Raw genomic sequence first — 20,936 nt, forward strand, 5'->3', positions numbered from 1 at the left:
CGAAGACTAGTTCGCGCCCGTGACCGATAGCCGGGAGGCTATCGGAAGCCCCGGGACTCATTCTGGATTCCGATGCGGACGGTCCATACGCTGAACGGCACGTCGCCCCGTCCCGGTGGCACCTCACAGGAGGACCGCATCATGACCGGACTGCCCATCAGCACTCCCGAGGCCGGCGGCCCCCCGCGGGCCGTCCACGTGGCGGACGAGGTCGCCCGGGCCGTGGCCGACGGCCGGCCCGTCGTCGCCCTCGAGTCGACGATCTTCACGCACGGCCTGCCGCGGCCCCGCAACCTGGCCGTCGCGCTGGCGGCCGAGGCGCAGCTGCGCGACGCGGGCGTCGTGCCGGCCACCATCGGCGTGCACCAAGGGGTGCCCACCGTCGGCCTGACCACCGAGCAGATCACCGAGCTCGCCGCGACCGACGGCCTGGACAAGGTGAGCCTGCGCGACCTGCCCGTGGTCGCCGCGTTCGGCCGGCACGGCGGGACCACCGTCGCCGCCACCGCCTTCCTCGCCCACCGCGCCGGCATCCGGGTGTTCTCCACCGGCGGCCTGGGCGGCGTGCACTTCGGCGCGTCCGAGAGCTTCGACGAGTCGGCCGACCTGACCACCCTGGCCGCCACGCCCGTCACCGTGATCAGCGCGGGCGTGAAGTCCATCCTCGACATCCGGGCCACCCTGGAGCGCTTCGAGACCTACAACGTCCCGGTCATCGGGTACCGGACCCGCCGGTACCCCGGCTTCTACGTCACCGACTCCGGCCACGAGATCGCCTACCGCGTCGACTCGCCCGAGGAGGCCGCGCGGGTCATCGACGCCCGGGACGCCCTCGGGTTGCCGCAGGCCGTCCTGATCGCCAACCCCGTCGACCCGGCCAAGCAGCTGCCGCCGGACGAGCTGGACGGCATCCTGGCCCGCGCCCGGGCCGAGGCCGAACGCCGGGGCATCACCGGGAACGCCGCCACGCCGTTCCTGCTCGACCACATCCAGCGCGACACCGGGGGCCGCAGCCTGGAGGTCAACGTCGAGGTCTACCGGGGCAACGTCCGGCTCGGCGGCGAGATCGCCACCGCCCTCGCGGCGGCCGCGAAGACCGGGGCCTGACCGTGCTCGGGGTGCTCGGCGACCTCGTCGAGGACGTCGTCGTCTGGGTCGACGGGCCGCTGCGCCACGGCACCGACTCGCCGGCCCGGGTGTTCCGGCGCCGCGGCGGCAGCGCGGCCAACGTGGCGGGCTTCGCCGCCGGGCGGTGTCCGGCCCGGTTCCTCGGCTGCGTCGGCGACGACCCGGTCGGCGACGCCGTGGTGGCCGAACTGGCCGGCCACGGCGTGGACGTGAGGGTACAGCGGCGCGGCCGGACCGGCAGCGTCGTGGTCCTGATCGACCCGGACGGCGAGCGGACCATGCTGCCCGACCGCGGCGCGGCCACGCTGCTGGAACGGGTGCCCGACGCGTGGCTGGCCGGCCTGACCCACCTCCACGTGCCCGCCTACTCCTTCGACGGCGATCCGGTCGGCCGCACGGCGGTGGACGCGCTCGCCCGGGTCCGCAGGGCCGGCGGCACCACCTCCGTCGACGCCTCCTCCACCGGGATGCTGGAGCGGTACGGGCGGGAGCGCTTCCTCGCCCTGCTGGCCGGGCTGGCACCGACCTTCGTGTTCGCCAACCGCTCCGAGTCCGAGTTCCTCGGACTGCTGGCGGGCGGGCTGCCGGGGCCGGAGCGGGCCGGCCTGCCGGCCACCACGGTGGTCACCAAGGCGGGCGCCGAGCCGACCACCGTCGACGCGCCGGGGGAGGAGCTGCGCACCGTACCGGTGCCACCGGTGAGCGAGGTGCGCGACCTCACCGGCGCGGGGGACGCCTTCGCCGCCGGGTTCCTCGCCGGGTTCCTGGAGACCGGCGACCTCTCCGGGGCGGCCGCGCTCGGGCACCGCACGGCGGCCCGGGTGCTCGCCTCGCCGGGGGCCTCGTTCGCCGGGGGGTGAGCGGGGCGGGGTGGGTCGGGGAGGGACGGGCCGGGGTCGTTCGTGGCGGGGCGGCCGTCGCGGCGCGGGGTGGTGCGGCTCAGCGCAGCGCGTCCTTGCGGAGGAAGCGCTTCAGCCGCTGCCACGGCCAGGTGTTGATCACGTCCTCGGCGGTGAGCCCGCCGCGCTGCGCCGTGCCCACGCCGAAGCGCGGGTAGGCGAGCTGGCCGGTGGCGTGGGCGTCGCTGTCGATCGAGAATCGGACGCCGTGCCGCTTCGCCCGCAGCACGTCCTCGTCGCGCAGGTCGAGGCGCTGCGGGGAGCTGTTGACCTCGATCGCGGTGCCGGTGCGAGCGGCGGCCGCGAACACCGCGTCCAGGTCGACGTCGATCGGCCCGCGCCGGCCGATCCGCCGGGTGGTGAGGTGGCCGATGACGTGCACGTACGGGTTCTCGCAGGCACGGATCAGCCGACGGGTCTGGGCGTCGCGGCCGGCCGTGAAGTGCGAGTGGACGGAGGCCACGCAGACGTCGAAACCGGCCAGGAAGTCGGCCGGCCAGTCCACCCCGCCGTCCGGGCCGATGTTCAGCTCGGTGCCGTGCAGCAGGCGCAGCCGGCGGTGGCGGCCGGCGAGGGCGCGCAGCCGTTCGCGCTGCGCGAGCATCTTCTCGTCGGTCATCCGCTGCATCACCAGGTCCGGGGCGTGGTCGGTGACGGCGTAGTACGAGTAGCCGCGGGCGGCGGCGGTGTCGACCATCTCCTCCAGCGTGGCCAGTCCGTCGGTCAGGTCGGTGTGCGTGTGCAGGTCGCCGCGCAGGTCCGACTCCTGTACGAGGTCCGGGAGTTCGCCGCGCAGGGCGGCCTCGATCTCGCCCCGGTCCTCGCGCAGCGGCGGCGCGATCCAGGGCAGGCCGAGCGCCGCGTACACCTCCTCCTCGGTCGCCGAGACCACCTTGGCCCCGCCGTCGACCTCGAACAGCCCGTACTCGGAGAGCTTCAGCCCGGCCCGGACGGCCATCGTGCGGAGTCTGACGTTGTGCGCCTTCGAGCCGGTGAAGTAGAGGAGCGCCGCGCCCCAGTCCTCCTCGGGGACGACCCGCAGGTCCACCTGCACGCCCCCGGTGGTGCGCACCGAGGTCTTGGTCGGCCCGCTGCCGATCACCTCGGCCACGTACGGGAGTCCGGTCAGCGCGGCCATCAGCGGCGCGGAGTCGGCGGCGGTCGCCAGCACGTCGATGTCGCCGACCGTCTCGCGCATCCGGCGCAGCGAACCCGCGTACGCACAGCGGGTGCAGCCGGGGACGGCGGAGAGCACGGCGACGAGCTGTTCGGCGAGCTCGGTGGCCGCGTCGAGCAGGCTGCGTCCGCCGGACTGCCGCATCACCTCGATGCCGTGCAGGATCTTCTCGCCGCTGCGCTCGCCGAACCCGGCCACGTCGGACAGCCGGTCGGCGCGGACCGCCTCGGCCAGGTCGTCGACGGAGGCGAGGCCGAGGTCGCGGTGGAGGGCGAGGGCCCGCTTGGGGCCGACGCCGGGCACCGCCATCATCTCCCGCACGCCGGGCGGGATCTCGGCGCGCAGCTCGTCCAGGGCGGTGATGCTCCCGGTGGACAGGTACTCGGCGACCTTCTCGGCGGTGGACCTGCCGACCCCGGGGATGCGCTGCAGGCCCTTGGCGTCCAGGCCGGCGAGGTCCTCGGGGTGGCCGCCGACCGCGCGGGCGGCCTTCTCGTAGGCGCGGGCCCGGAAGGCGTCCCCACCGGTGATGTTGATCAGGTCGGCGTACTCCTGGAGCAGCTCCCGCACCTGGTCGTTGAGCCGGGGCATGGGGTCAGTCTAGGTCCTGCCCCGGGACCCGGCCCGGGGCGCGGTCCGGGCCGCCGCCGCCCGCCGCCGGGCCCTCCTGCGCGGGTCCTCCGGTACTCCTCCACGAGACCTCCACCGGGCCGCCGGGTGCGGTCCGGAGGGTCCCGGGGCCGGTCGGGCCCGTTCCGACGGGCCGCCCCGCCGGTCGGCGGGTGCCCGACCGGCCGCTCGGCGGGGGCGGCGCGCGGCCGCCGGCCCCCGAGCCGGATTGTCACCGGGGCGGGGGAGGCGCAGGCTGGCAGGAGGGCCTGGGAAGCGGCCCGCAGCGGTGGGCCGCCGTACCGGGGACGGCCGCCGGAGAAGCACGAGGGGCAGGGCGATGGCACGCGGGAAGCTCTGGGGCTACGTCGCGTCGGGGGCCCGGGCGCTCGGCGCCCGGGGCGTTCCGGGACGGGCCGGCGGCGGGGCGGTGGACGAGGCCCCGGGGCCCTTCCACCCGGGGGCGATGGCGGGGCCGCGGGCGCTGTCCGGGCCGGAGCTGGAGCGGCTGGGCTGGACCGGCCGGCAGAGCGGCTGCGAACCGCGGGCACGGCACGTCCAGGTGGCCGAGGTGGTGCGCCGGGTGGTGCGCGGCGGCGGCCGCGCCGCGGCCGTGACGGTCCGGGTCGCGCCCGGGCTGCCGGTGGTGGCCGGGGACGCCCGCCGGCTGGAGGCCGCGCTGGCGGGCCTGGTCGACCACGCCGTCCGGCGCAACCCGCCGGGCGGGCGGGTGCTGGTCCGGGCCGAGGTGGCGGGCGGGCCGGGGCCGGCGGCGGACGAGCTGGTGGCGGCGGGGCTGGGCGCGGCGGCCCGCCCGCGCGGGCGGGTGGAGATACGGGTGTCCGACCGGGGGACGGACGCGCTGCCCGAGGCGCGGGAGTGGCTGCTCGCGGGCGTGCGCCCGGACGGGCCGGTCGGGCCCACGGTGCACAGCCTGGTGCTGGCGGCGGGCGGGCGGGTCGCGGTCGAGCCGACGCCCGGCGGCGGGCTGACGGTGGTGCTGTTGCTGGCGGTGGCGCACGACTGAGCCGGGGGAACGCCGCGCCCGCGGGGAAGCCGGCCGCCGGGAACCTGACTGCGCGGAAGCCGGCCGCCGGGGAGCGAACCGCAAAGAGGCCTTCGCAAAAAACCCTTTGCAAAGAGTCCTTTGTGGTCGTACGCTCCTGCCATGACCGATGAAAGCGGCTGGAAGCACAGCGACGACCCGCACGCCGTCCTCACCGCCAGGGGCATGCGGGCGATGGCCCACCCCGTGCGGATGCAGCTGGTCGGGCTGCTGCGCAAGCACGGGCCGTCCACCGCGACCAGGCTGGCCGAACAGCTGGGCCTGAACTCCGGGGCCACCAGCTACCACCTGCGCCAGCTCGCCGCCGCGGGATTCGTCGAGGAGGATCCGGAGCGCGGCAACGCCCGCGAGCGCTGGTGGCGGTCCTCGCACCCGCTCACCGTCTGGACGGGCGACGAGCTGGCCGACGAGGAGCCCGACACGGCCGTCGGCTTCCTGCGGTCCGTCCTGGCCGCCCACACCCTGCTCGGCCAGCGCGCGCTGGACGCCTTCGAGACGATGCCGCGCGACTGGCGCAGGACGGTCGACCTGAGCGACCTCGTGCTGCTGATCACCCCGGACGAGGCCGAGCAGCTCTCCGCCGAACTCTCCACCGTGATCGGCCGGTACCGCCGGGTCGACACCGCCGGTCCGGCGCCGGAGGGCGCCGAGCCGGTGGCCGTGGTCCTGCACGTGCTGCCCGAGCCGCAGGCCGAGCCCGCGGCGGAGGAGCCCCGATGACCGCCGCCGCGACCACCGGGGCGGCCACCGCCGCGCCGTCCGCGCGCAGCCTCCGCCCGCTGGCCGGGGTGCTCGCCGCCACCGCCGTCTCCCTGACCGGCACCCGGATCTCCGCGATCGCCCTGCCCTGGTTCGTCCTCGCCACCACCGGCAGTGCCACCATGACGGGCCTGGTCGCCTTCGCGGAGATGACGCCCTACGTCCTGGTCAAGGCCCTGACCGGGCCGCTGGTCGACCGCCTCGGCCCGCGCGTGGTGTCCTGGACGACGGACGCGGTGAGTGCGGTCGCCGCCGGCCTGGTCCCGCTGCTGCACGCGCAGGGGCTGCTGCCGTTCTGGCTCCTGCTGGCGGTGGTCGCGGTGATCGGCGCGATGCGGGGCCCGGGGGACCTCGCCAAGTCGGTCATGGTCCCGGAGGCCGCCGACGCCGCCCGCGTGCCGCTGGAGCGGGCCACCGGGCTGTCCGGGGTCACCGAACGGCTGGCCTCCACGGTCGGGCCGGCGGTCGGCGGCGGGCTGGTCGCGCTGACGGGCCCGATGGCGGGGCTCGCGGTCAACGCGGCCACCTTCGCCCTCGGCTCCCTCGTCATCGCTCTCGCGCTGCCCCGCGGCATGGGCCGGGCGGCGGTCCCGGCCGCCGCGTCCGGGAGCCCGGCGGGGAGCCCGGACGGGGGCGCTGCCGAGGGTGCTTCCGGGGGTGTTCCCGTGGCGGAGGAGGCCGAACGGCCCGGCTACTGGCGGATGTTCCGGGAGGGCCTCGCCTTCCTGCGCTCCGAGCCGCTGCTGCTCACCGTGATCGTGATGGTCGGCATCACCAATCTGCTCGACGCCGGGTTCATGACGGTCCTGGTGCCGGTCTGGGCGCGGGAGTCCGGGAACGGCCCGGCCGCGATCGGCCTGACCGCCAGCGCGATGGGCATCGCCGCCGTGGCCGGCAGCCTGATCGCCGCGGCCGTCGCCCACCGGCTGCCCCGCCGGGCCGTCTTCTTCGCCGGGTTCCTGCTGGCCGGGGCGCCGCGCTTCCTGGTGCTCGCCGCCGGTGCACCGATGTGGGTGGTGCTCACGGTCTTCGCGGTCGGCGGGTTCGGCTCCGGGTTCCTCAACCCGATCCTCGGCGCCGTCCTCTTCGAGCGGGTGCCGCGCCACCTGCTCGGCCGCGTCCACGCCCTGGGCGACTCCCTCGCCTGGGCCGGGATCCCCCTCGGCGGTCTCCTCGCCGGCGCGGCGGTCGCCCTGGTCGGCCTGATACCCACCCTGGTCGCCGGCGGTCTGCTGTACTTCGCCACCACCAACCTCGCGGGCCTCCGCCCGGAGTGGCGCGAGATGGACGGCCGCCGAGACCGCGACCGGGACCGCGGCTGTGACGCGGAGGTCCCGGCCGGCCGGGCCGAACGGGAGACGGTGCCGGTCCACTGAGCCGCGGCCGGCCCCGGGCTCCGGTCGGCCGTGCGGCGCCGGGCGCGCCTCCGTGGGGCCGTGTCGGCGGAGCTCCGGGCAGCCGGGCGGGGGTGCAGCGGCCGTAGCCCGCCGGAGGGGCGGCGGGGGCGGTCAGCGCGGGGCGGTGGCCCGGGGGGAGCCGCTCGCGGTCGTCCGCGGCGGTGCGGCCCGACCACTGCAGGAGCAGGAGGCTCACGACTGCGGCCAGCGCGCACCAGGTGGAGACGAAGGCGAGGCGCCAGAGCAGGGCACAGAGCACGGCGCCCGCGCCGGTGAGCAGGCCGAGGCGGCGCAGCAGGCGGTCGCCGGAGGCGAGGAGGGGGCCGATGGTGGCCAGCAGGTAGCCGGAGAGCAGGAGGGCGGGGTGCGGGACGCCGATGCCGTAGCCGAGGGTGTGGCCGTGCTCGGCGGCCGTCACCGGGTGGGCCGCGACGGCCACCGCGAGCGGCACGGCGACGGCCGCGCCGAGCACGGTGAGCACGGCCAGGACGGGCCCCGGTCGGCCGCGGCGGGCCGGACCGGCGGAGTGGTCCGGTTCGGTGGCCGCGCACCACACACCGACGGGTACGAGCACGGGCAGCAGCGGCAGCGCGATCACCGCCCAGGCCGTGCGCGCCGCACCGCCGACGCCCTCGGGCAGCCCGCCGTCCGCATCGAGCCAGACCAGCGCCTCGATCAGCTGGTGCGTCCCCAGGACGAGGGGCAGCGAGGCCAGGAGGAGCCGCCGCGGCCGGCCGGCCCGCCGGGCACGGATCAGGCAGAGCACCCCGACACCGGCGATCACCCCACCGGCCACGGCGTCCGCCCGGGCGCTCCAGCACATCGGCCCGGCCCGCCTAGCCGGCTTTCCCGCTGCTGCCGCCACCGCCGGGGTCCTGGTCCCCGGTTCCGTCCTGCTTCCCGTTCCCGTCCCGGGTCCTGTTCCCGTCCCGGGTCCTGTTCCCGTCCCGGGCACTGTTCCCGTCCGGGGCCTTGCGGTACGGCGTACCGTCGGAGCAGCCCTCGCCCGGTGCGTCCGGTGCGCCGGGTCCGTCCGGTCCGCTCGCGGCGGACGGCCCGGCGCCCTCCGGTGCGGCGGGGACGGCTCCCGGCGTCTCGCGGGCGCTCCCCGGCATCGCGGGGTGGCGTCCGATCACGATCACCCCGATGACGATGGCCACCAGCCCGGCCGCCTCCCACGCCAGCGCGCCCGGCGTCACCCGCAACCGGTCGCCGAGGAAGCCGACCGCGCAGGCGATGCCCGCGATCGGCTGGGCGGCGGTCAGCGCGGGCAGGGACATCCGCAGCGGTGCGGCCTCGAAGGCGCTCTGCACCAGCAGCAGCCCCACCACGCCCGCCGCCACCACCGCGTACGGCTGCCAGCTGCGCAGCACCGCGTCCAGCCCGTCGTGGTCGAGGCGCTGCGTGGTGGTGCGGGTGAGCGCGTCCTGGAGGCCGTAGAGCAGCCCGGCGGCCAGCGCCAACAGGGTCGCCTCCTCGAACAGCGGCAGCCGCCGGGCCAGCGAGACCAGCAGCAGGGTCAGCCCGACGACCGTGCCGACCACCAGCCAGTGCCGCAGCTCCCCGGCCGGAGCCCCGCCGCCGGTCGGTCTGCCCGCCACGATGAAGGCCGTCACCCCCAGGCCGAGCAGCAGCACCCCGGCCCAGCCCGAGCGGCCGAGGCTCTGACGGGTCAGCACCCGGGAGAGCGCCATGGCGAACAGCAGGTTGGTCGCGAGCAGCGGCTCGACCAGGGACACCTCGCCCTGGTTGAGGGCGAGCGCGGACAGGATCAGGCCGCTGACCATGAAGCCCGTGCCGAGCAGCCACTCGGGCATCCGCATCAGGTCCAGCAGCAGCCGCCAGTGCAGCAGGTCGGCACGGGGCGCCCGCTGCGCCGCGTGCTGCTGGAGGACGAAGCCGAGGCCCAGGCAGCAGGCGGCGCTGAGAGCGAGGAGGAAGACCGCCACGAAGGGACCACCCGGTTGTCGCTGCCGGCGCCGCGCCGGTGGGGTTCCGGGGCCGGTCGGCGGTCGCGGCGCGCTTCCGTCAGCGTACCGCCGGGGCGGCGGCGGGGCCCGGTCGGCGGACGGTCGGCGGTGCCCGTCGGGCCGTCCGCCGCCGCGCTTGCCGCCACGGGCGGGACGGGCGCACGCTGGTGTGAGCGGCCGCCACGGCTCACCGTCCGTGCCGGTCCCGACAGGCGTGGAGGGGGCCGCCGCCAGGAGGTGTGGGATGCACAACCAGTGGGACGTGGAGCTGAGCTTCGAGGAAGACGGTGTGCACACGGCGTGCGACGCCAGGCTGACGGGCGCCCGGGCGCCGGGCCTGAGCGCCCACGGCGAGTCCGTGAAGAGTGCGGACGACCGTCCGCTCGCCAGGATCGGCGAGGAGGTCGCCGCCTCCCGCGCCCTGGAGGCGCTGTCCCGCAAGCTGCGGGCCCAGGCCACCGGGGAGATCGACGACGAGGGGCACCGCCCGGGCTACCTGATCTACTGACGCCTCTCGGCAGCCGGCCGGTCGGCCGGCGCCGCGGCCCGTACGGGGGTGCGGCCGCGCCGCCCGGTCGGCGGTCGGCCGGTGGCCGGGGGGTGGCCGGTCGGCGGCGGAAACCCACTCGTCGGCCCTCCGGCCCCCGTGACAGCATGCCGGCATGACCCTCCCGTCCCCCGACGACCGGTTCGTGAGCACGGCGCTGTACTCCGTCTCCGAGGACGCCTGGCACCTGGAGCTGCACCGCGTCGACGACGCCGGCGCCCTGGTGCTGGCGGTGGTCCCCGACGAGGATCCGGCGCAGCAGCCGTCGGTGTCCTTCGCCACCCGGGGCCGGCCGTCGGAGTCCTTCTGGGACGTGCCGTACGAGGTGATGCGCTGGTTCATGGACCAGGTGGACCAGCAGGTCCGGGAGTCCCGCGGCTGGATGGGTCTGCGGCCCGAACTCGTCGCGGTCGTCCACCGGTTGCGCGAGGAGCACCGGGGCTGGATCCTCGACGAGGACCTGCCGGGAGTCCTCGCGGAGCTGCGCGCCACCGTCCCGGAGGCCGAACTCCCGACGGTGCTGGAGGCCGCCTTCGGCCGCACCTCCTGAGTGCCGAGGGACACGATGAGTCGGTACGCGTCGGTGGTCGGCGGTGTCCTCCTCCTGAGTCCTCAGGACCGGACGCCCGGACCAGCGGCTTCCCGGAGCTTCCGCCGGAGCCGGGCCGCCGTGACCGCTGACACCTGAGGAGCGCGGCGGCCCCGGGGTGTGCCGATCGGGAGCCGGGGTGCACAGGGTGGCGGTTCGGGGCCCGGGTGTCCGGTCAGGCCGGTGGCGTGGCGAGGAACGCGGTCAGCCGTCGGTTGACCTCGGGGGCCGCGGCCATCGGCAGGTCGTGGTGGGAGGCGTCGGGGAGGACGTCCACCGTGGAGCCGGGCAGCGCGCGGCGGGCGGCCTCGGCGACCCGGTGGGCGTCGTGCACCCGGCTGTGCTCGGCGAGGAGGGTGAGGGTCGGGGCGGCGAGGGTGCGCAGCCGGTCCGGGGTGGGGCGGGGGCCGGTGACGACGCGGGAGGCGGGGAAGTCGGAGTGGCCGAGGGCGTACACCTCGCGCCAGGTGGGGTCGAGCCGGGCGCCGCCGGTCTCCCAGTCGAGGAAGCGGCGGGCGCGGTCGGCGCTGCGACCGGGCAGGAACAGGGGCAGGGCGTGCAGCAGGTAGCCGGGGCGGAAGCCGGCGAAGCACTGGGTGGGGTCGAGGAGTGCGAGCCGGTCGACGCGGTCGGGTGCGTGCAGTGCGTACTGGAGGGCGATCCAGGCGCCGTAGGAGTGGCCGCAGAGGTCCGCCCGCGGGACGCCGAGGCCGTCGAGGACGGCGTCCAGCCAGCCGAGCAGTCCGGGGAGGCCGGCGAGGGCGGGCCCGTCGTGGACGCTGCGCCCCGGGTCGCCGATGAGGTCGACGGCGAGGACGCGGTGCCCCGCGGCGGCCCAGGAGCCGGCGTTGGCGGACCACAGGGTGGAGGTGGCGCCGCCGCCGTGCAGCAGGACGAGCGGGCGTCCGTCGGCGGGGCCGCAGGCGTTGATCCGGGTGGTCCCGTGCCCGGTGCGGACGGTGAGCGGCTCGACCGGGACGGGCCAGCGGTCCAGCAGGGCGTCGTAGGCGGCCAGGAAGGGTGCCGTGCGGTCGGGGGGTGAGGTGCGGGTCGAACGACGGCCGGTGCGGGCGGAACGGGCGCTGGATGCGGACAAGGCGAGCCTCCGCGGGCAGGATGCGGGCAGGATGGGTCTGCTGCTGATCACTCGTTGCACAAGTATCTCGCTGAGCGAGAGAATACCGGCACACACGTGCCCGAGGAGGGACGAGAGGGTGTCCGAGGCCGAGGAACCGATGCGACTGGTCCACCTGCTGCGCGGTCTGACAGTCGAACTCGACCTGTTCGGGGCCGAGTTCGCGTCCCGCAACGGCCTTCATCCGACCGATCTGCGCGCGCTCGTCCACCTGCTGGACGCGGCTCGGGCCGGCCGGGTGGTGACCCCGGGGCGGCTCGGGGAGGCGCTGCGGCTGAACTCGGCGGGGACCACCGGCCTGGTGGACCGGCTGGAGCGGCTCGGCCTGATCCGCCGCGAGCGGGACCCCGAGGACCGGCGGAAGGTCAGACTGGTGGTCGAGGAGCGGGCGGTGCGCCTGGGGGAGGAGTTCTTCGGCGGGCTGATCGGTGATCTGGTCGGGGCGATGGGGCGGTTCGACCCGGCGGAGCTGGCGACGGCCCGACGCTTCCTGGAGGTCATGACCGAGGTGGTGGCCGCCGCCAGCCGGGAGTGAGCGGGGAACGCGGGGACCGCGGGGACCGTCAGAACCAGTCCCAGCCGTAGTGCGGTCCGGGGTGGTCCTGGCGCAGCAGGCAGATGTTGGGATCGCGGGGCGGCTCCGGCCCCTCGAACGGTCCGACGGCCGGGCAGCGCGGGGCGACCTCGACCAGGTACTCGGGCCAGGAGGCCCAGTGCAGGTCGAAGCCGACGCCCTGGACGAGCGCGGAGTGGATGCCGTTGTGGCCGCCGGCGAGGTCGCAGCGCAGTCGCGGCTCGATCAGGAAGGCGCCGCGCGGGACGGTGTTGTAGTGGTCCACGTCGACCTGCGGCACGGTGACGACGGAGGCGCAGTGGTGGAACTCGGCTTCGCGGGTGTCCGGTTGGCTCATGGGCGCCAGCATTCCACCGGGAGCGCGGCGCCGACCGGGGTTCCGCGGTTTTGTCCGGTGCATGAGGGAAGACCGTCGCGCAGCGGACGGGTTCCGGCCACTTTCGCGTCACCCGCCGCTTCTGCGTCACCCGCCACGTCCGTGCCGGCCGGCAGCGTCCCTGCGTGCCCGTCAACTCCGGTCCACCGGACGGGTGGCGGTCCTCAGGCCGGACCGAGGGACCAGCTGATCACCGACAGGGTGGCCATCGACGCCAGCGTCGACCAGAGCACCGCGTCCCGGGCCAGCCCGGTGGCCTGCCCGTACTCGCGGGCGTAGACGTAGACGTTCTGCGCGGTGGGCAGGGCGGAGAACAGCACCACGGTGAGCAGTTGGTGGGCGGGCAGGTGGAGCAGCGGCCCTGCCACCGCGAACGCGACCAGCGGCTGTGCCAGCGTCTTGACCGCGACGCTCAGCCCGACCTCCGCGCGGCCCGAACGGCCCGCGGCGGGTGGGCGGTTGTGCAGCGAGATGCCGAGGGCGACCAAGGCCGTCGGCACGCCGGCGCCGCCGAGCAGCTCGCAGGAACGATTCAGCTCGGCGGGCAGGTGCAGCCCCGTGGCGGAGGCGACGGCGCCGAGGGCGGTGGCCAGCAGGATCGGGTTGCGCACCGGGAGGGTGAGCAGCGCGCGGCGGCCGGCGGCGCCGCCGTCGAGCACGGCCAGGACGGCGGGCGTGACGAAGAGGATCTGGAACAGCACGACGGGCGCGACGAAGGAGGCGTCGCCGAGCACCTGAACGGCCACCGGGATGCCGAGATTGGCCGAGTTGACGTACCCGGCGGCCATCGCGCCGATCGCCGCCTCGCCCGCCTTGCGGTGGAACAGCAGCCGTGCCGCCAGCAGTCCGAGTCCGGTCGCGACGGCGGTGCCGGCGGCGAAGGCCAGCATCGAGGGGTTGGCGAAACGGTCCAGCGGGGTGCGGGAGATCATCAGGAAGAGTGCGGCCGGCATCGCGACGTGGAACACGAACCGGCTGAGCACCGCCTCCGCGTGCGGCCCGAGCAGCCCGCTCCGGCCGACCAGGTAGCCGATCCCGGTCAGTGCCCAGATCGGGGCGAAGCCGGACAGCAGGGGATGAAGGGCGGGCATGGTTCCTCGGATCGCTCGGACGGGTCTGCCGGACGGGGAGGGGGTCGCCCGCCCCGCGGCAGTAAACCAGTGCGTGCGAACCGGCCGGGCAGGGGCCCGGGCCCGGGCCGCCGGCCCCGGCGGGCGGGCCGGCCGGGACCTACGATGAGGCGATGGAGCCCGAATACCTGAGCCTGGCCGAGGTGGAGAAGATCGCGCGGCGCGCGCACGAGGGGCAGGTCGACAAGAACGGCCACCCGTACGGCGAGCACATCGCGGCGGTCGCCCGGGGGACGGCCGCACGCGGCGGCACCGAGGAACAGATCGCGGCGGGCTGGTTGCACGACACCGTCGAGGACGACCGGCTGAGCCGTGAGTGGCTCGCCGGGGCCGCGTTGCCCGCGGCCACCAAGGTGATCGTGGAGGCGCTGACCCGCGGTGACGACGAGCCGCTCGAGGAGTACACCGCGCGCATCCTGGCCACACCGGGGGCGCTGCTGGTCAAGCGGGCCGATCTGGCGCACAACTCGGACCCGGCCCGGCTCGCCGCGCTGGACACCGCGACCGCCGAGCGGCTGGCCGCCAAGTACGCGCGGATGCGGGAACTGCTCGGGCTCACCGGCGAGCTCTGACGGGCCGCGCCCCTTCCACCGCGGGAGGGTGCGGTACCCCGTCAACCGCGGGAGGGCCCGGGCCACGCGGATCGCGCGGGCCCGGGCCCTCTCGGGTCACCCCGGTGGTCCCTGTCCGACCCCCGGGGTGAGGGGGAAGGTGGCCAGGAAACGGGTGGTGGTCGGTGAGCCGATCCTGTCGGCTTAGTACCAGTGGTGGTTCTGCCAGAACGCCCAGGCGGCGTTCGGGCTGCCGTAGCGGGAGTTCATGTAGTCCAGCGCCCACTTGATCTGGGTGGCCGGGTTGGTCTTCCAGTCGGCGCCGGCCGAGGCCATCTTGGAACCCGGCAGGGCCTGCGCCAGGCCGTACGCGCCGGAGCTCGCGTTGGTCGCCTTCACGTTCCAGCCGGACTCGTGGGAGATGATCTGGCTGAACGAGGCCAGCTGGTTGGCCGGGACGATCTGCGCGGCCAGGGCCTGCGGGGAGGCGGTGGCGGCGTTCGCGGTGGCGGGCAGGACGCCGGCACCCAGGGCGGTCAGACCGGCGGCGCCGGCAAGAATTGCGGCGGACGTACGCATACGGAGCTTGAAAGCGGGCATGAAGAACTAGACCTCAATCAGGTTGGGCCGGGTCACACCCCGTCTCGGACCGTGGCCGGACAGGGGCCGTATCGGTCGCGGGGCGTGACTCGGCGATAAGCCGCTGACCGGCGGGACAGGAGCCGGTGCGGCTGGCGACGGAGCAATTGTTGCCAGACCGGATCGCCCGCCGCCAAGACCCCCTCGTTACGACCCCCGGTCGTACGGGCGGGGTGGGCCGTGGATTCGAAGGGTCGGCCGCGCGTGGGCGCGCCGACCCCATGTGAGCTGCGCGGATGTCCCGCCGCGGAGGGGTGTCCGGGCAGCCCGGGCGCTTCGTCGCGGCCACTACCGGCCGTCGTAAACGGGATTCCTCTGTGAGCGCACTCACCGAGCGGCCCGTTCCGGCCGTCACCCGCCGATTCGCGGGCGCCACTTTGGGTACAGACGATCTCGGCGCCGCTGAGACCGGCGCCACACCCCGGGTCGGCGAGGGAGGGCCCGGGACCTCCCCCGCGGTGTGGCCCGGGCCTCATCCCTGGCCTGTGCGGTGCGGCCCGGGCGTTGCCCTTTGCGGTGCGGTGCGGTGCGGTGCGGCGTGGCCCGGGCCCCGGGCTCAGCGCAGGTCGCCCAGGCGCCGGTGCCGTACGGCCCGGGCCGCGAGGCGGTCGGGCCCCGGTAGGGCCGCCAACCCGCCGAGTGCCGCTCCGACGGCCTCGCCGAGCCGGGCGCAGAAGGCCTCCGGCTCGTCGGCGGCGTCCGGGCGCTCCTCGACCACCTCGTCCACCAGCCCCACCGCGGCCAGCTGGTGCGCGCCGATGCCCTGGGCGCGGGCCAGCTCGGCGGCGTGCCCGCCGTCCCGGTGGACGATCGCCGAGGCGCCCTCCGGAGGCAGCGGCGCCAGCCAGGCGTGCCCGGCCGCGATCACCCGGTCCGCGGGGAGCAGTGCCAGCGCGCCCCCGCCGGAGCCCTGCCCGAGCAGCACCGCCAGGACGGGCGTGCGCAGTGCCAGCAGCGTGGTGAGGCAGTGCGCGATCTCGATCGCGATCCCGTCCAGTTCCGCCTGGGCGGACAGTTCGGCACCGGCGGTGTCCACCACGGTGACCAGGGGGAGCCCCAGCTCCTCGGCCAGCCGCGCGGTGTGCCGCACGGCCCGCAGGTCGGCGGCGGTGAAGGGCCGCTCGTGGTCCGCGGTCCGCCGCTGCTGCCCGACGACCAGCACCGGCCGGCCGCCGAGCACGGCGAGGGCGCGGACGAGGGCGCCGTCGCGCCCGCCGGGGGCGTCCAGCAGCACCAGGTCCCCGGCGGTGTGGCGCAGCAGCTCGCGGGTGCCCGGACGGTCGGGGCGGCGGGTGCGCCGGACGGAGTCCCAGGCGTCCGGGGGATCGGAGGGGGAGGAAGGGAGAAGGGGAAGGGAGGAGGAGGGAGGGGGAGCGGAAGGGAGGGGGAGACCGGAAGCGGGGAGGGGGGAGGCAGGAAGGGGCGAGGGGGTGGTGGTCAGTACGGCGAGCGTGCGGCGGAGCAGTTCGCGCAGCTCCTGGGGGGCCACCACGGCGTCGACCAGGCCGCGCTCGGCCAGGGTCTCGGCCCGCTGGACGTCGGCGGGCAGCTCCACGCCGCGCAGCTCCTCGTACACGCGCGGGCCGAGGAAACCGAGGCGGGCGCCCGGCTCGGCGAACACGAGCTGGCCGAGCGTGCCCCAGGAGGCGAAGACGCCGCCCATGGTCGGGTTCCGCAGGTAGCTGAGATAGGGGAGGCCGGCCGCGCGGTGGGCCTGGACGGCGGCGGTGATCCGCAGCATGCAGAGGAAGGCCGCCGATCCCTCCTGCATCCGCGTGCCGCCGGAGACCGGCAGGGCGAGCAGCGGCAGCCGCTCGGCGGTGGCGCGTTCGACGGCGCGGGTGATCCGTTCGGCGGTGGCGACGCCGATGGAGCCGCCGAGGAAGCCGAACTCGGACGCCACCAGTGCCACCGGCCGACCGTCGACCAGGCCGGCGCCGGTGAGGACGGCCTCGTCCAGTCCGGTGCGTTCGCGCGCCCGGTCGAGCGAGGCGCGGTAGCCCGGGTCGGCGGGCGGGCCGGCCGGCGGTTCGTCCCAGCGCCGGAAGCTGCCCGGGTCGACCAGCAGTCCGATCAACTGCCGGGCCGTCAGCGGGAGTCCGGCGTCCGTCCCGGTTCCCGTGCCTGCCCTCGTGCCCGTTCCCATGCCCACCCCGTCAGCGGTCGTTGCGGCCCGACATGATCCGCACTCTATGCGGCCGGGCGGGGGCGGAACGGGAGCCGGGGCAAGGTGTGAGGAGGCCGACAGTGCGGCCGGCCGACCGGCGGTTCCGGTTGTTCGACGGCGGTCGGCCCAGGGCGGGCCGGGGCGGTTCGTGGACGGCGCGGGAGTGGTTCGGCCGGGCTCGGGATACGGGTCAAGTCACGTGCTGAACAGCGGAGTTACCTGGTGGTTAATACTTCGCGCGGGGGTTCCGGAGTTGTCGGTGGCTCGCCAGACTGAGGGGCATGACTCGCACTCTACGCGCGTGGAAGTCCCGCGCTGCCGCCGTCACCGCCGTCGCCCTGATGACCCTCGCGCCCGTTGCCGTCGCCACCGACGCGCACGCCGACGTGAGTGGCACGGTGTGTCTGTCCGCCCTCCCCCCGGAGGCGTCCGACACCCTCGACCTGATTGCCACCGACGGGCCGTTCCCGTACTCCCAGGACGGCGTCGTCTTCCAGAACAGAGAGCACGTCCTGCCCGGCCGGTCCTACGGCTACTACCACGAGTACACCGTCATCACGCCGGGCGCCCCGACCCGCGGCGCCCGGCGGATCATCACCGGCGAGGCCTACCAGGAGGACTACTACACCGGCGACCACTACGCCTCGTTCTCCCTGATCGACCAGGGCTGCTGAACCGCCCGGCGCGCTCGCCCCGAGCCGCCCGGGCCCGCCCGCACCTCCGCTCGGACCTCCGCCCGCACCTCCGCTCGCGCCTTCGCTCGACCGGACGCCGGGCCGCCCGCAGCCGGCGGCCGTAGGCCGAGCCCTCCGATCCCGGTGGCCCCGGCACACTTCCCCGCCGAGGCCGCCGGGCCGGATGCCCGGGGCGCCGGGAGCCCGGACACCGGGAGCCCGGCGCCCCGGGGGGCCGGTCGGGCGCCGCCCCGCCCCGGCGCCGCACGCCCGGCGGCGACCGTCGGACACGCGCTAGGGTCGGGGCATGGCACCGAGCAGCGCGAACCCCCCGGGACGGCTCCGGCGTGACGCGCAGCGCAACCGCGACCTCCTGCTCGCCACCGCCCGCGACATGTTCGCCCGGCACGGACTCGACGTCCCCCTGGACCAGATCGCCAAGCAGGCGGGCGTCGGCAACGCCACCCTCTACCGCCACTTCCCGACCCGCGAGGCCCTCATCGGCGAGGTCTTCGCCGACGCAGCCGCCGGACTGGCCGGCGCCGGCGACGAAGCACTGGCCGCCGACGACGCCTGGACCGGCCTCGAGGACTACTTCGGCCGGATCTTCGCACTCGTCGCCGCCGACCGCGGCGTCAACGACCTGGTCACCCAGGCCATCCCGGCCATCCCCGGCATGATCGAGATCAGCCGCCGGCACGCCGCCACCGTCGGCGCGCTCATCGCCCGCGCCCAGGAGCAGGGCACCATGCGGCGCGACGTGGTCACCATGGACCTGCTGTTCCTGCTCGGCCCGCTCTGCCGCGCCCTCCCCGCGGCCACCGAACTGCGCCCCGACCTCTGGCGCCGCTACCTCGCCCTGCTGCTCGACGGCTTCCGTGCCCGCGCCGCCCACCCGCTGCCCGTCCCGCCGATCGGCGAGGAACACCTCGACCGGATGTTCGCCGACCTCTGGGACGCCGAGGCGCCCGGACCCTGAGCCGTCAGGTCCGCGTAGGGAACGCGGGCCCGCGCGTCAGAACCGCGTCAACACCGCACCCGGTGCCCGGCGCACCCGGGTTCGCTGGTTCCGACAGGGCGCGCGATCGCGGCGGTACGGCACGATGTTCGGCAGTGGCAGGGCACGGTACGGCGTTGCGCGTCGAGGGCGAGCGACGGTACGGGTCGCGGCGGAAGGCGGGGACCATGGCAGACATCGGTGGCGGGGGAAGAGGCGGCGCGGCCGGCCGGTTCGTCGTCGGCGTGAGCGGCTCGCTCGGCAGCCTCACCGCCCTCCACCACGCCGTCGCCGAGGCCCGCCGGACCGACGCCGAGGTCCTCGCCGTCCTGGCCTGGATCCCGCCCGGCGACGGGCTCGGCCACCACCGGACGCCCTGCCCGCCGGTCCTCACCGCCAGCCGCGAGGCCGCCGCCACCCGCCTCCGGCAGGTCCTCGACGAGGCGTTCGCAGGCCGTCACGCCGGAGTCCGCCTGCGCTGCCAGACCGTCCGCGGCGACGCCGGGCACTCCCTCGTCCGCTGCGCCGACCAGCCCGGGGACCAGCTCGTCCTCGGCGCCGGCCGGAGCCGGGGCTGCTTCTCCCGCCTGCTGCGCCCCTCCGTCACCGCGTACTGCGTCCGCCACGCGACCTGCCCGGTGCTCGCCGTTCCCCGCTCCCCGCTGCACCACGACCTCGAAGCCCTGGAGCGCGGCCACGACCTGCGCATCCTCTCCGCTGGCGGCTGAGGACCGCCGGGGCGGGGGGCGGGGAGGCGGGGACGGCCGCCGCCGGCCGGCCGGGGCGCAGCTCGAAATCCTGTTGCGGCGGTGCTGCCGCCGGACGATCCTCCCGGCATGGACCTTCCCCAGCAGGTGATCGAACTGGACGACCTGACGCTTCGGCGGTTCGACGCCGAGGCGGACCTCCCGGAGTTCTTCCGGGTCATCGAGGAGTCGCTGGAGCACCTGCGCCCGTGGATGCCCTGGGTCGCCGAGCACAGCCTGGCCAGGACCGCCGAGTTCCTGGCCCGTCGCCAGGAGCTCTGGGCCCGCGGCGAGGCGTTCAGCTACGCGATCGTGGTGGACGGGGCGATCGTCGGCGTCGGCGTGCTGTTCCGCGGCGCGGAGGCCCCGGGCGAGGGCCTCGAGATCGGCTACTGGTTGCACCCCGCCGCCACCGGACGCGGCCTTGCCACCCGGACCGCCCGCGCCCTGGTCGACCAGGCGTTCCGCCTTCCCGGCGTCGACCACGTCGAGGTCGTCCACGACCCGGCCAACCGCGCCAGCGGTGCCGTCCCGGCCCGCCTCGGGTTCACCGAACGCCTCCGCCGCCCGGCCGAGCACCCCGCCCCGGGCGGGAGCGGCGAGGAGCTGGTCTGGCGGCTGACCCGCAGCCGCAGCGATGCCTCCGCCGCCGCGGAGGCGCGGTGACGGTCCCCGGCCTGGAGTTCCGGGGGCGGTGCGGGGGCGTGTCCTGACCGGCCCGGGCGGGAGGCCCGGGTGGCACGGCCTAGCGGAGGCCGGCCGCCTCGGCGAGGACGGCCGCGGTCCGGCGGCCGGCGTGCAGGACGCCCGGGTCGTCCGTCGGGAGGCAACGGCCGGCCCCGGCGTCGTAGGCCGTCATCACCACGCCCGCGTGGTCGGTGGGGAGTTCGAGCAGCACGGCCGCCGGCAGGGCCTCGGCGAGCTTCCGGGTGTGCTCCGGGCCCACGACCTCGTCCTCGGTGCCGTGCACCAGCCACACCGGCACGGGGGAGGGGGCGGCGGCCAGCCGGTCGAGCGGGGCGTCGCCGGTGACGGCGGAGGGGCGGGCGTAGCTGGAGGAGATCCCGACGGCGGCGACGGGGCGGGTGCCACCGGAGGTGTCCGGACGGGTGGCCACGGCGACGGCCTCCCGGCCGCCCAGCGACCAGCCGGCCAGGACGAGGCGCTCCGGGTCCCCGCCGTGGGCGGCGGCCTCGCGGCGGGCGCACGCGAGCGAGGCGAGCAGCTCGGCGCGGCCGCCGTCCGGCCCGTCCGAGCGCCAGTCCGGCACGAACACCAGCAGACCCAGCGCGGCCGCCTCCCGGGCGAGCGGCCGCAGCACGTCGCGTTCGTCGGCCCCGCGGCCGTGCCACAGCAGCACCACGGGAGCCGGCCCGGCGGCACCGGCCGGCGGGCGGTGGACGTCCATGAGCCTGTCGTCCGCGTACGGAACGACCTCGGGTCGAATGCTCGTCATGCGGGGTTCCCCTCCGGTTCTGCGCCTGGTCACGGAGCTGGTACTGTACTTCTCGTTGCGAGGGAGATGATTCCTCGTCAGGCGTCAGTGGTGCTACCAGAGCACGTCCTACTTTCAGTAGGGAGAGTCCGTGCGACCCGGGCCTGGCGCTCTATTCCGGACGGGGTCCGGTGCCTTTCGGGGTGCCGGGCCCTTTCCGTTTTTCCGGGGTGGATCGGGCGGCTTGGGCGTTCCGGTGTTCGGGTGTTAGTGTTCTTCTCGTTGCGAGGGAGATGATTCCTCGTCAGGCGTCAGTGGTGCTACCAGAGCACGTCCTACTTTCAGTAGGGAGAGTCCGTGCGACCCGGGCC

The 20,936-nt window shown here is 75.8% G+C and carries 20 protein-coding genes and 2 pseudogenes; 13 read left to right on the forward strand and 9 right to left on the reverse strand.

All coding sequences use genetic code 11. From position 1 onward, the window contains the following. Positions 1-141: 141 nt before the first annotated feature. On the forward strand, positions 142-1,107 hold the full coding sequence (locus tag ACIA8Q_RS22405) for a pseudouridine-5'-phosphate glycosidase (RefSeq protein WP_387903885.1): 966 nt from the start codon (positions 142-144) through the stop codon (positions 1,105-1,107). Between the two features lie 11 nt (positions 1,108-1,118). Next, a complete protein-coding gene (locus ACIA8Q_RS22410; RefSeq protein WP_360211470.1) occupies positions 1,119-1,988 on the forward strand; it encodes a PfkB family carbohydrate kinase in 870 nt (289 codons plus the stop codon). Positions 1,989-2,067: 79 nt separating this feature from the next. Here ACIA8Q_RS22410 and polX read toward each other — a convergent pair whose 3' ends face one another. Continuing rightward, positions 2,068-3,795 carry a DNA polymerase/3'-5' exonuclease PolX gene (gene polX, locus ACIA8Q_RS22415; RefSeq protein ID WP_360211468.1) on the reverse strand — a complete coding sequence of 576 codons (1,728 nt, stop codon included), beginning with the start codon at positions 3,793-3,795 and terminating at the stop codon, positions 2,068-2,070. Between the two features lie 358 nt (positions 3,796-4,153). Between polX and ACIA8Q_RS22420 the strand changes: the two genes are divergently transcribed. The 3 genes from ACIA8Q_RS22420 (at position 4,154) to ACIA8Q_RS22430 (ending at position 7,014) form a co-directional block, all read left to right on the forward strand. Then, positions 4,154-4,840 carry an ATP-binding protein gene (locus ACIA8Q_RS22420; protein WP_360211466.1) on the forward strand — a complete coding sequence of 229 codons (687 nt, stop codon included), beginning with the start codon at positions 4,154-4,156 and terminating at the stop codon, positions 4,838-4,840. Between the two features lie 141 nt (positions 4,841-4,981). Continuing rightward, entirely contained in the window at positions 4,982-5,599 is a 618-nt protein-coding gene (locus tag ACIA8Q_RS22425; protein ID WP_360211464.1) for a helix-turn-helix domain-containing protein, read from the forward strand. Continuing rightward, the gene (locus tag ACIA8Q_RS22430) at positions 5,596-7,014 is read left to right on the forward strand and encodes an MFS transporter (RefSeq protein WP_360211462.1); all 1,419 of its coding nucleotides are present in this window, start codon (positions 5,596-5,598) and stop codon (positions 7,012-7,014) included. The genes ACIA8Q_RS22425 and ACIA8Q_RS22430 overlap by 4 nt, the downstream gene beginning before the upstream one ends. A 181-nt stretch (positions 7,015-7,195) precedes the next feature. Here ACIA8Q_RS22430 and ACIA8Q_RS22435 read toward each other — a convergent pair. After that, positions 7,196-7,858 (reverse strand): annotated as a pseudogene (locus ACIA8Q_RS22435) (DUF6629 family protein); the annotation flags it as partial. 265 nt (positions 7,859-8,123) lie between these two features. Continuing rightward, a pseudogene (locus ACIA8Q_RS22440) lies at positions 8,124-8,984 on the reverse strand (DMT family transporter); the annotation flags it as partial. A 265-nt stretch (positions 8,985-9,249) separates the two neighbouring features. On the opposite strand from ACIA8Q_RS22440, the gene ACIA8Q_RS22445 reads away from it, so the two are divergent. Both ACIA8Q_RS22445 and ACIA8Q_RS22450 read left to right on the forward strand, forming a co-directional pair. Next, a complete protein-coding gene (locus ACIA8Q_RS22445) occupies positions 9,250-9,513 on the forward strand; it encodes a dsRBD fold-containing protein (RefSeq protein WP_360211460.1) in 264 nt (87 codons plus the stop codon). 154 nt (positions 9,514-9,667) lie between these two features. Beyond that, complete coding sequence (locus ACIA8Q_RS22450; protein WP_396317592.1) at positions 9,668-10,102, forward strand: hypothetical protein; 435 nt, start codon at positions 9,668-9,670, stop codon at positions 10,100-10,102. Between the two features lie 214 nt (positions 10,103-10,316). On the opposite strand, the gene ACIA8Q_RS22455 is transcribed toward ACIA8Q_RS22450, so the two are convergent. Beyond that, positions 10,317-11,237: an alpha/beta fold hydrolase gene (locus ACIA8Q_RS22455; protein ID WP_396317593.1), complete on the reverse strand. Its 921-nt coding sequence runs from the start codon at positions 11,235-11,237 to the stop codon at positions 10,317-10,319. A 118-nt stretch (positions 11,238-11,355) separates the two neighbouring features. Between ACIA8Q_RS22455 and ACIA8Q_RS22460 the strand changes: the two genes are divergently transcribed. Continuing rightward, positions 11,356-11,811: a MarR family winged helix-turn-helix transcriptional regulator gene (locus ACIA8Q_RS22460; RefSeq protein ID WP_387903902.1), complete on the forward strand. Its 456-nt coding sequence runs from the start codon at positions 11,356-11,358 to the stop codon at positions 11,809-11,811. Between the two features lie 28 nt (positions 11,812-11,839). Here the strand turns inward: ACIA8Q_RS22460 and ACIA8Q_RS22465 are convergent, their stop codons facing one another. Beyond that, the gene (locus ACIA8Q_RS22465) at positions 11,840-12,187 is read right to left on the reverse strand and encodes a hypothetical protein (RefSeq protein WP_360211454.1); all 348 of its coding nucleotides are present in this window, start codon (positions 12,185-12,187) and stop codon (positions 11,840-11,842) included. A gap of 203 nt (positions 12,188-12,390) precedes the next feature. Then, positions 12,391-13,317, reverse strand: coding sequence for an AEC family transporter (locus ACIA8Q_RS22470; protein WP_360211452.1), 927 nt, complete (start codon positions 13,315-13,317; stop codon positions 12,391-12,393). A 152-nt stretch (positions 13,318-13,469) separates the two neighbouring features. Here ACIA8Q_RS22470 and ACIA8Q_RS22475 point away from each other — a divergent pair, with 152 nt between their 5' ends. Beyond that, the gene (locus ACIA8Q_RS22475) at positions 13,470-13,928 is read left to right on the forward strand and encodes an HD domain-containing protein (protein WP_360211450.1); all 459 of its coding nucleotides are present in this window, start codon (positions 13,470-13,472) and stop codon (positions 13,926-13,928) included. A gap of 183 nt (positions 13,929-14,111) precedes the next feature. Here ACIA8Q_RS22475 and ACIA8Q_RS22480 read toward each other — a convergent pair whose 3' ends face one another. Both ACIA8Q_RS22480 and ACIA8Q_RS22485 read right to left on the reverse strand, forming a co-directional pair. Further along, positions 14,112-14,486, reverse strand: coding sequence for a transglycosylase SLT domain-containing protein (locus tag ACIA8Q_RS22480; RefSeq protein ID WP_360211448.1), 375 nt, complete (start codon positions 14,484-14,486; stop codon positions 14,112-14,114). Between the two features lie 616 nt (positions 14,487-15,102). Continuing rightward, entirely contained in the window at positions 15,103-16,692 is a 1,590-nt protein-coding gene (locus tag ACIA8Q_RS22485; protein ID WP_360211446.1) for a carboxyl transferase domain-containing protein, read from the reverse strand. A gap of 302 nt (positions 16,693-16,994) precedes the next feature. Here ACIA8Q_RS22485 and ACIA8Q_RS22490 point away from each other — a divergent pair, with 302 nt between their 5' ends. The 4 genes from ACIA8Q_RS22490 to ACIA8Q_RS22505 all read left to right on the forward strand — a co-directional run bounded on the left by ACIA8Q_RS22490 (position 16,995) and on the right by ACIA8Q_RS22505 (position 19,796). Next, on the forward strand, positions 16,995-17,387 hold the full coding sequence (locus ACIA8Q_RS22490) for a ribonuclease (protein ID WP_387903911.1): 393 nt from the start codon (positions 16,995-16,997) through the stop codon (positions 17,385-17,387). A gap of 307 nt (positions 17,388-17,694) precedes the next feature. Next, positions 17,695-18,366, forward strand: a complete 672-nt coding sequence (locus tag ACIA8Q_RS22495) for a helix-turn-helix domain-containing protein (RefSeq protein WP_360211444.1) — start codon at positions 17,695-17,697, stop codon at positions 18,364-18,366. Positions 18,367-18,572: 206 nt separating this feature from the next. After that, complete coding sequence (locus ACIA8Q_RS22500) at positions 18,573-19,112, forward strand: universal stress protein (protein WP_360211442.1); 540 nt, start codon at positions 18,573-18,575, stop codon at positions 19,110-19,112. Between the two features lie 108 nt (positions 19,113-19,220). Next, complete coding sequence (locus ACIA8Q_RS22505; protein WP_387903917.1) at positions 19,221-19,796, forward strand: GNAT family N-acetyltransferase; 576 nt, start codon at positions 19,221-19,223, stop codon at positions 19,794-19,796. Between the two features lie 79 nt (positions 19,797-19,875). Here ACIA8Q_RS22505 and ACIA8Q_RS22510 read toward each other — a convergent pair whose 3' ends face one another. Further along, a complete protein-coding gene (locus ACIA8Q_RS22510) occupies positions 19,876-20,586 on the reverse strand; it encodes an alpha/beta hydrolase family protein (protein ID WP_396317594.1) in 711 nt (236 codons plus the stop codon). Between the last annotated feature and the right edge of the window lie 350 nt (positions 20,587-20,936).

It is taken from the genome of Kitasatospora sp. NPDC051705, from assembly GCF_044453265.1.
In the GTDB taxonomy this organism is placed as follows: Bacteria; Actinomycetota; Actinomycetes; order Streptomycetales; family Streptomycetaceae; genus Kitasatospora.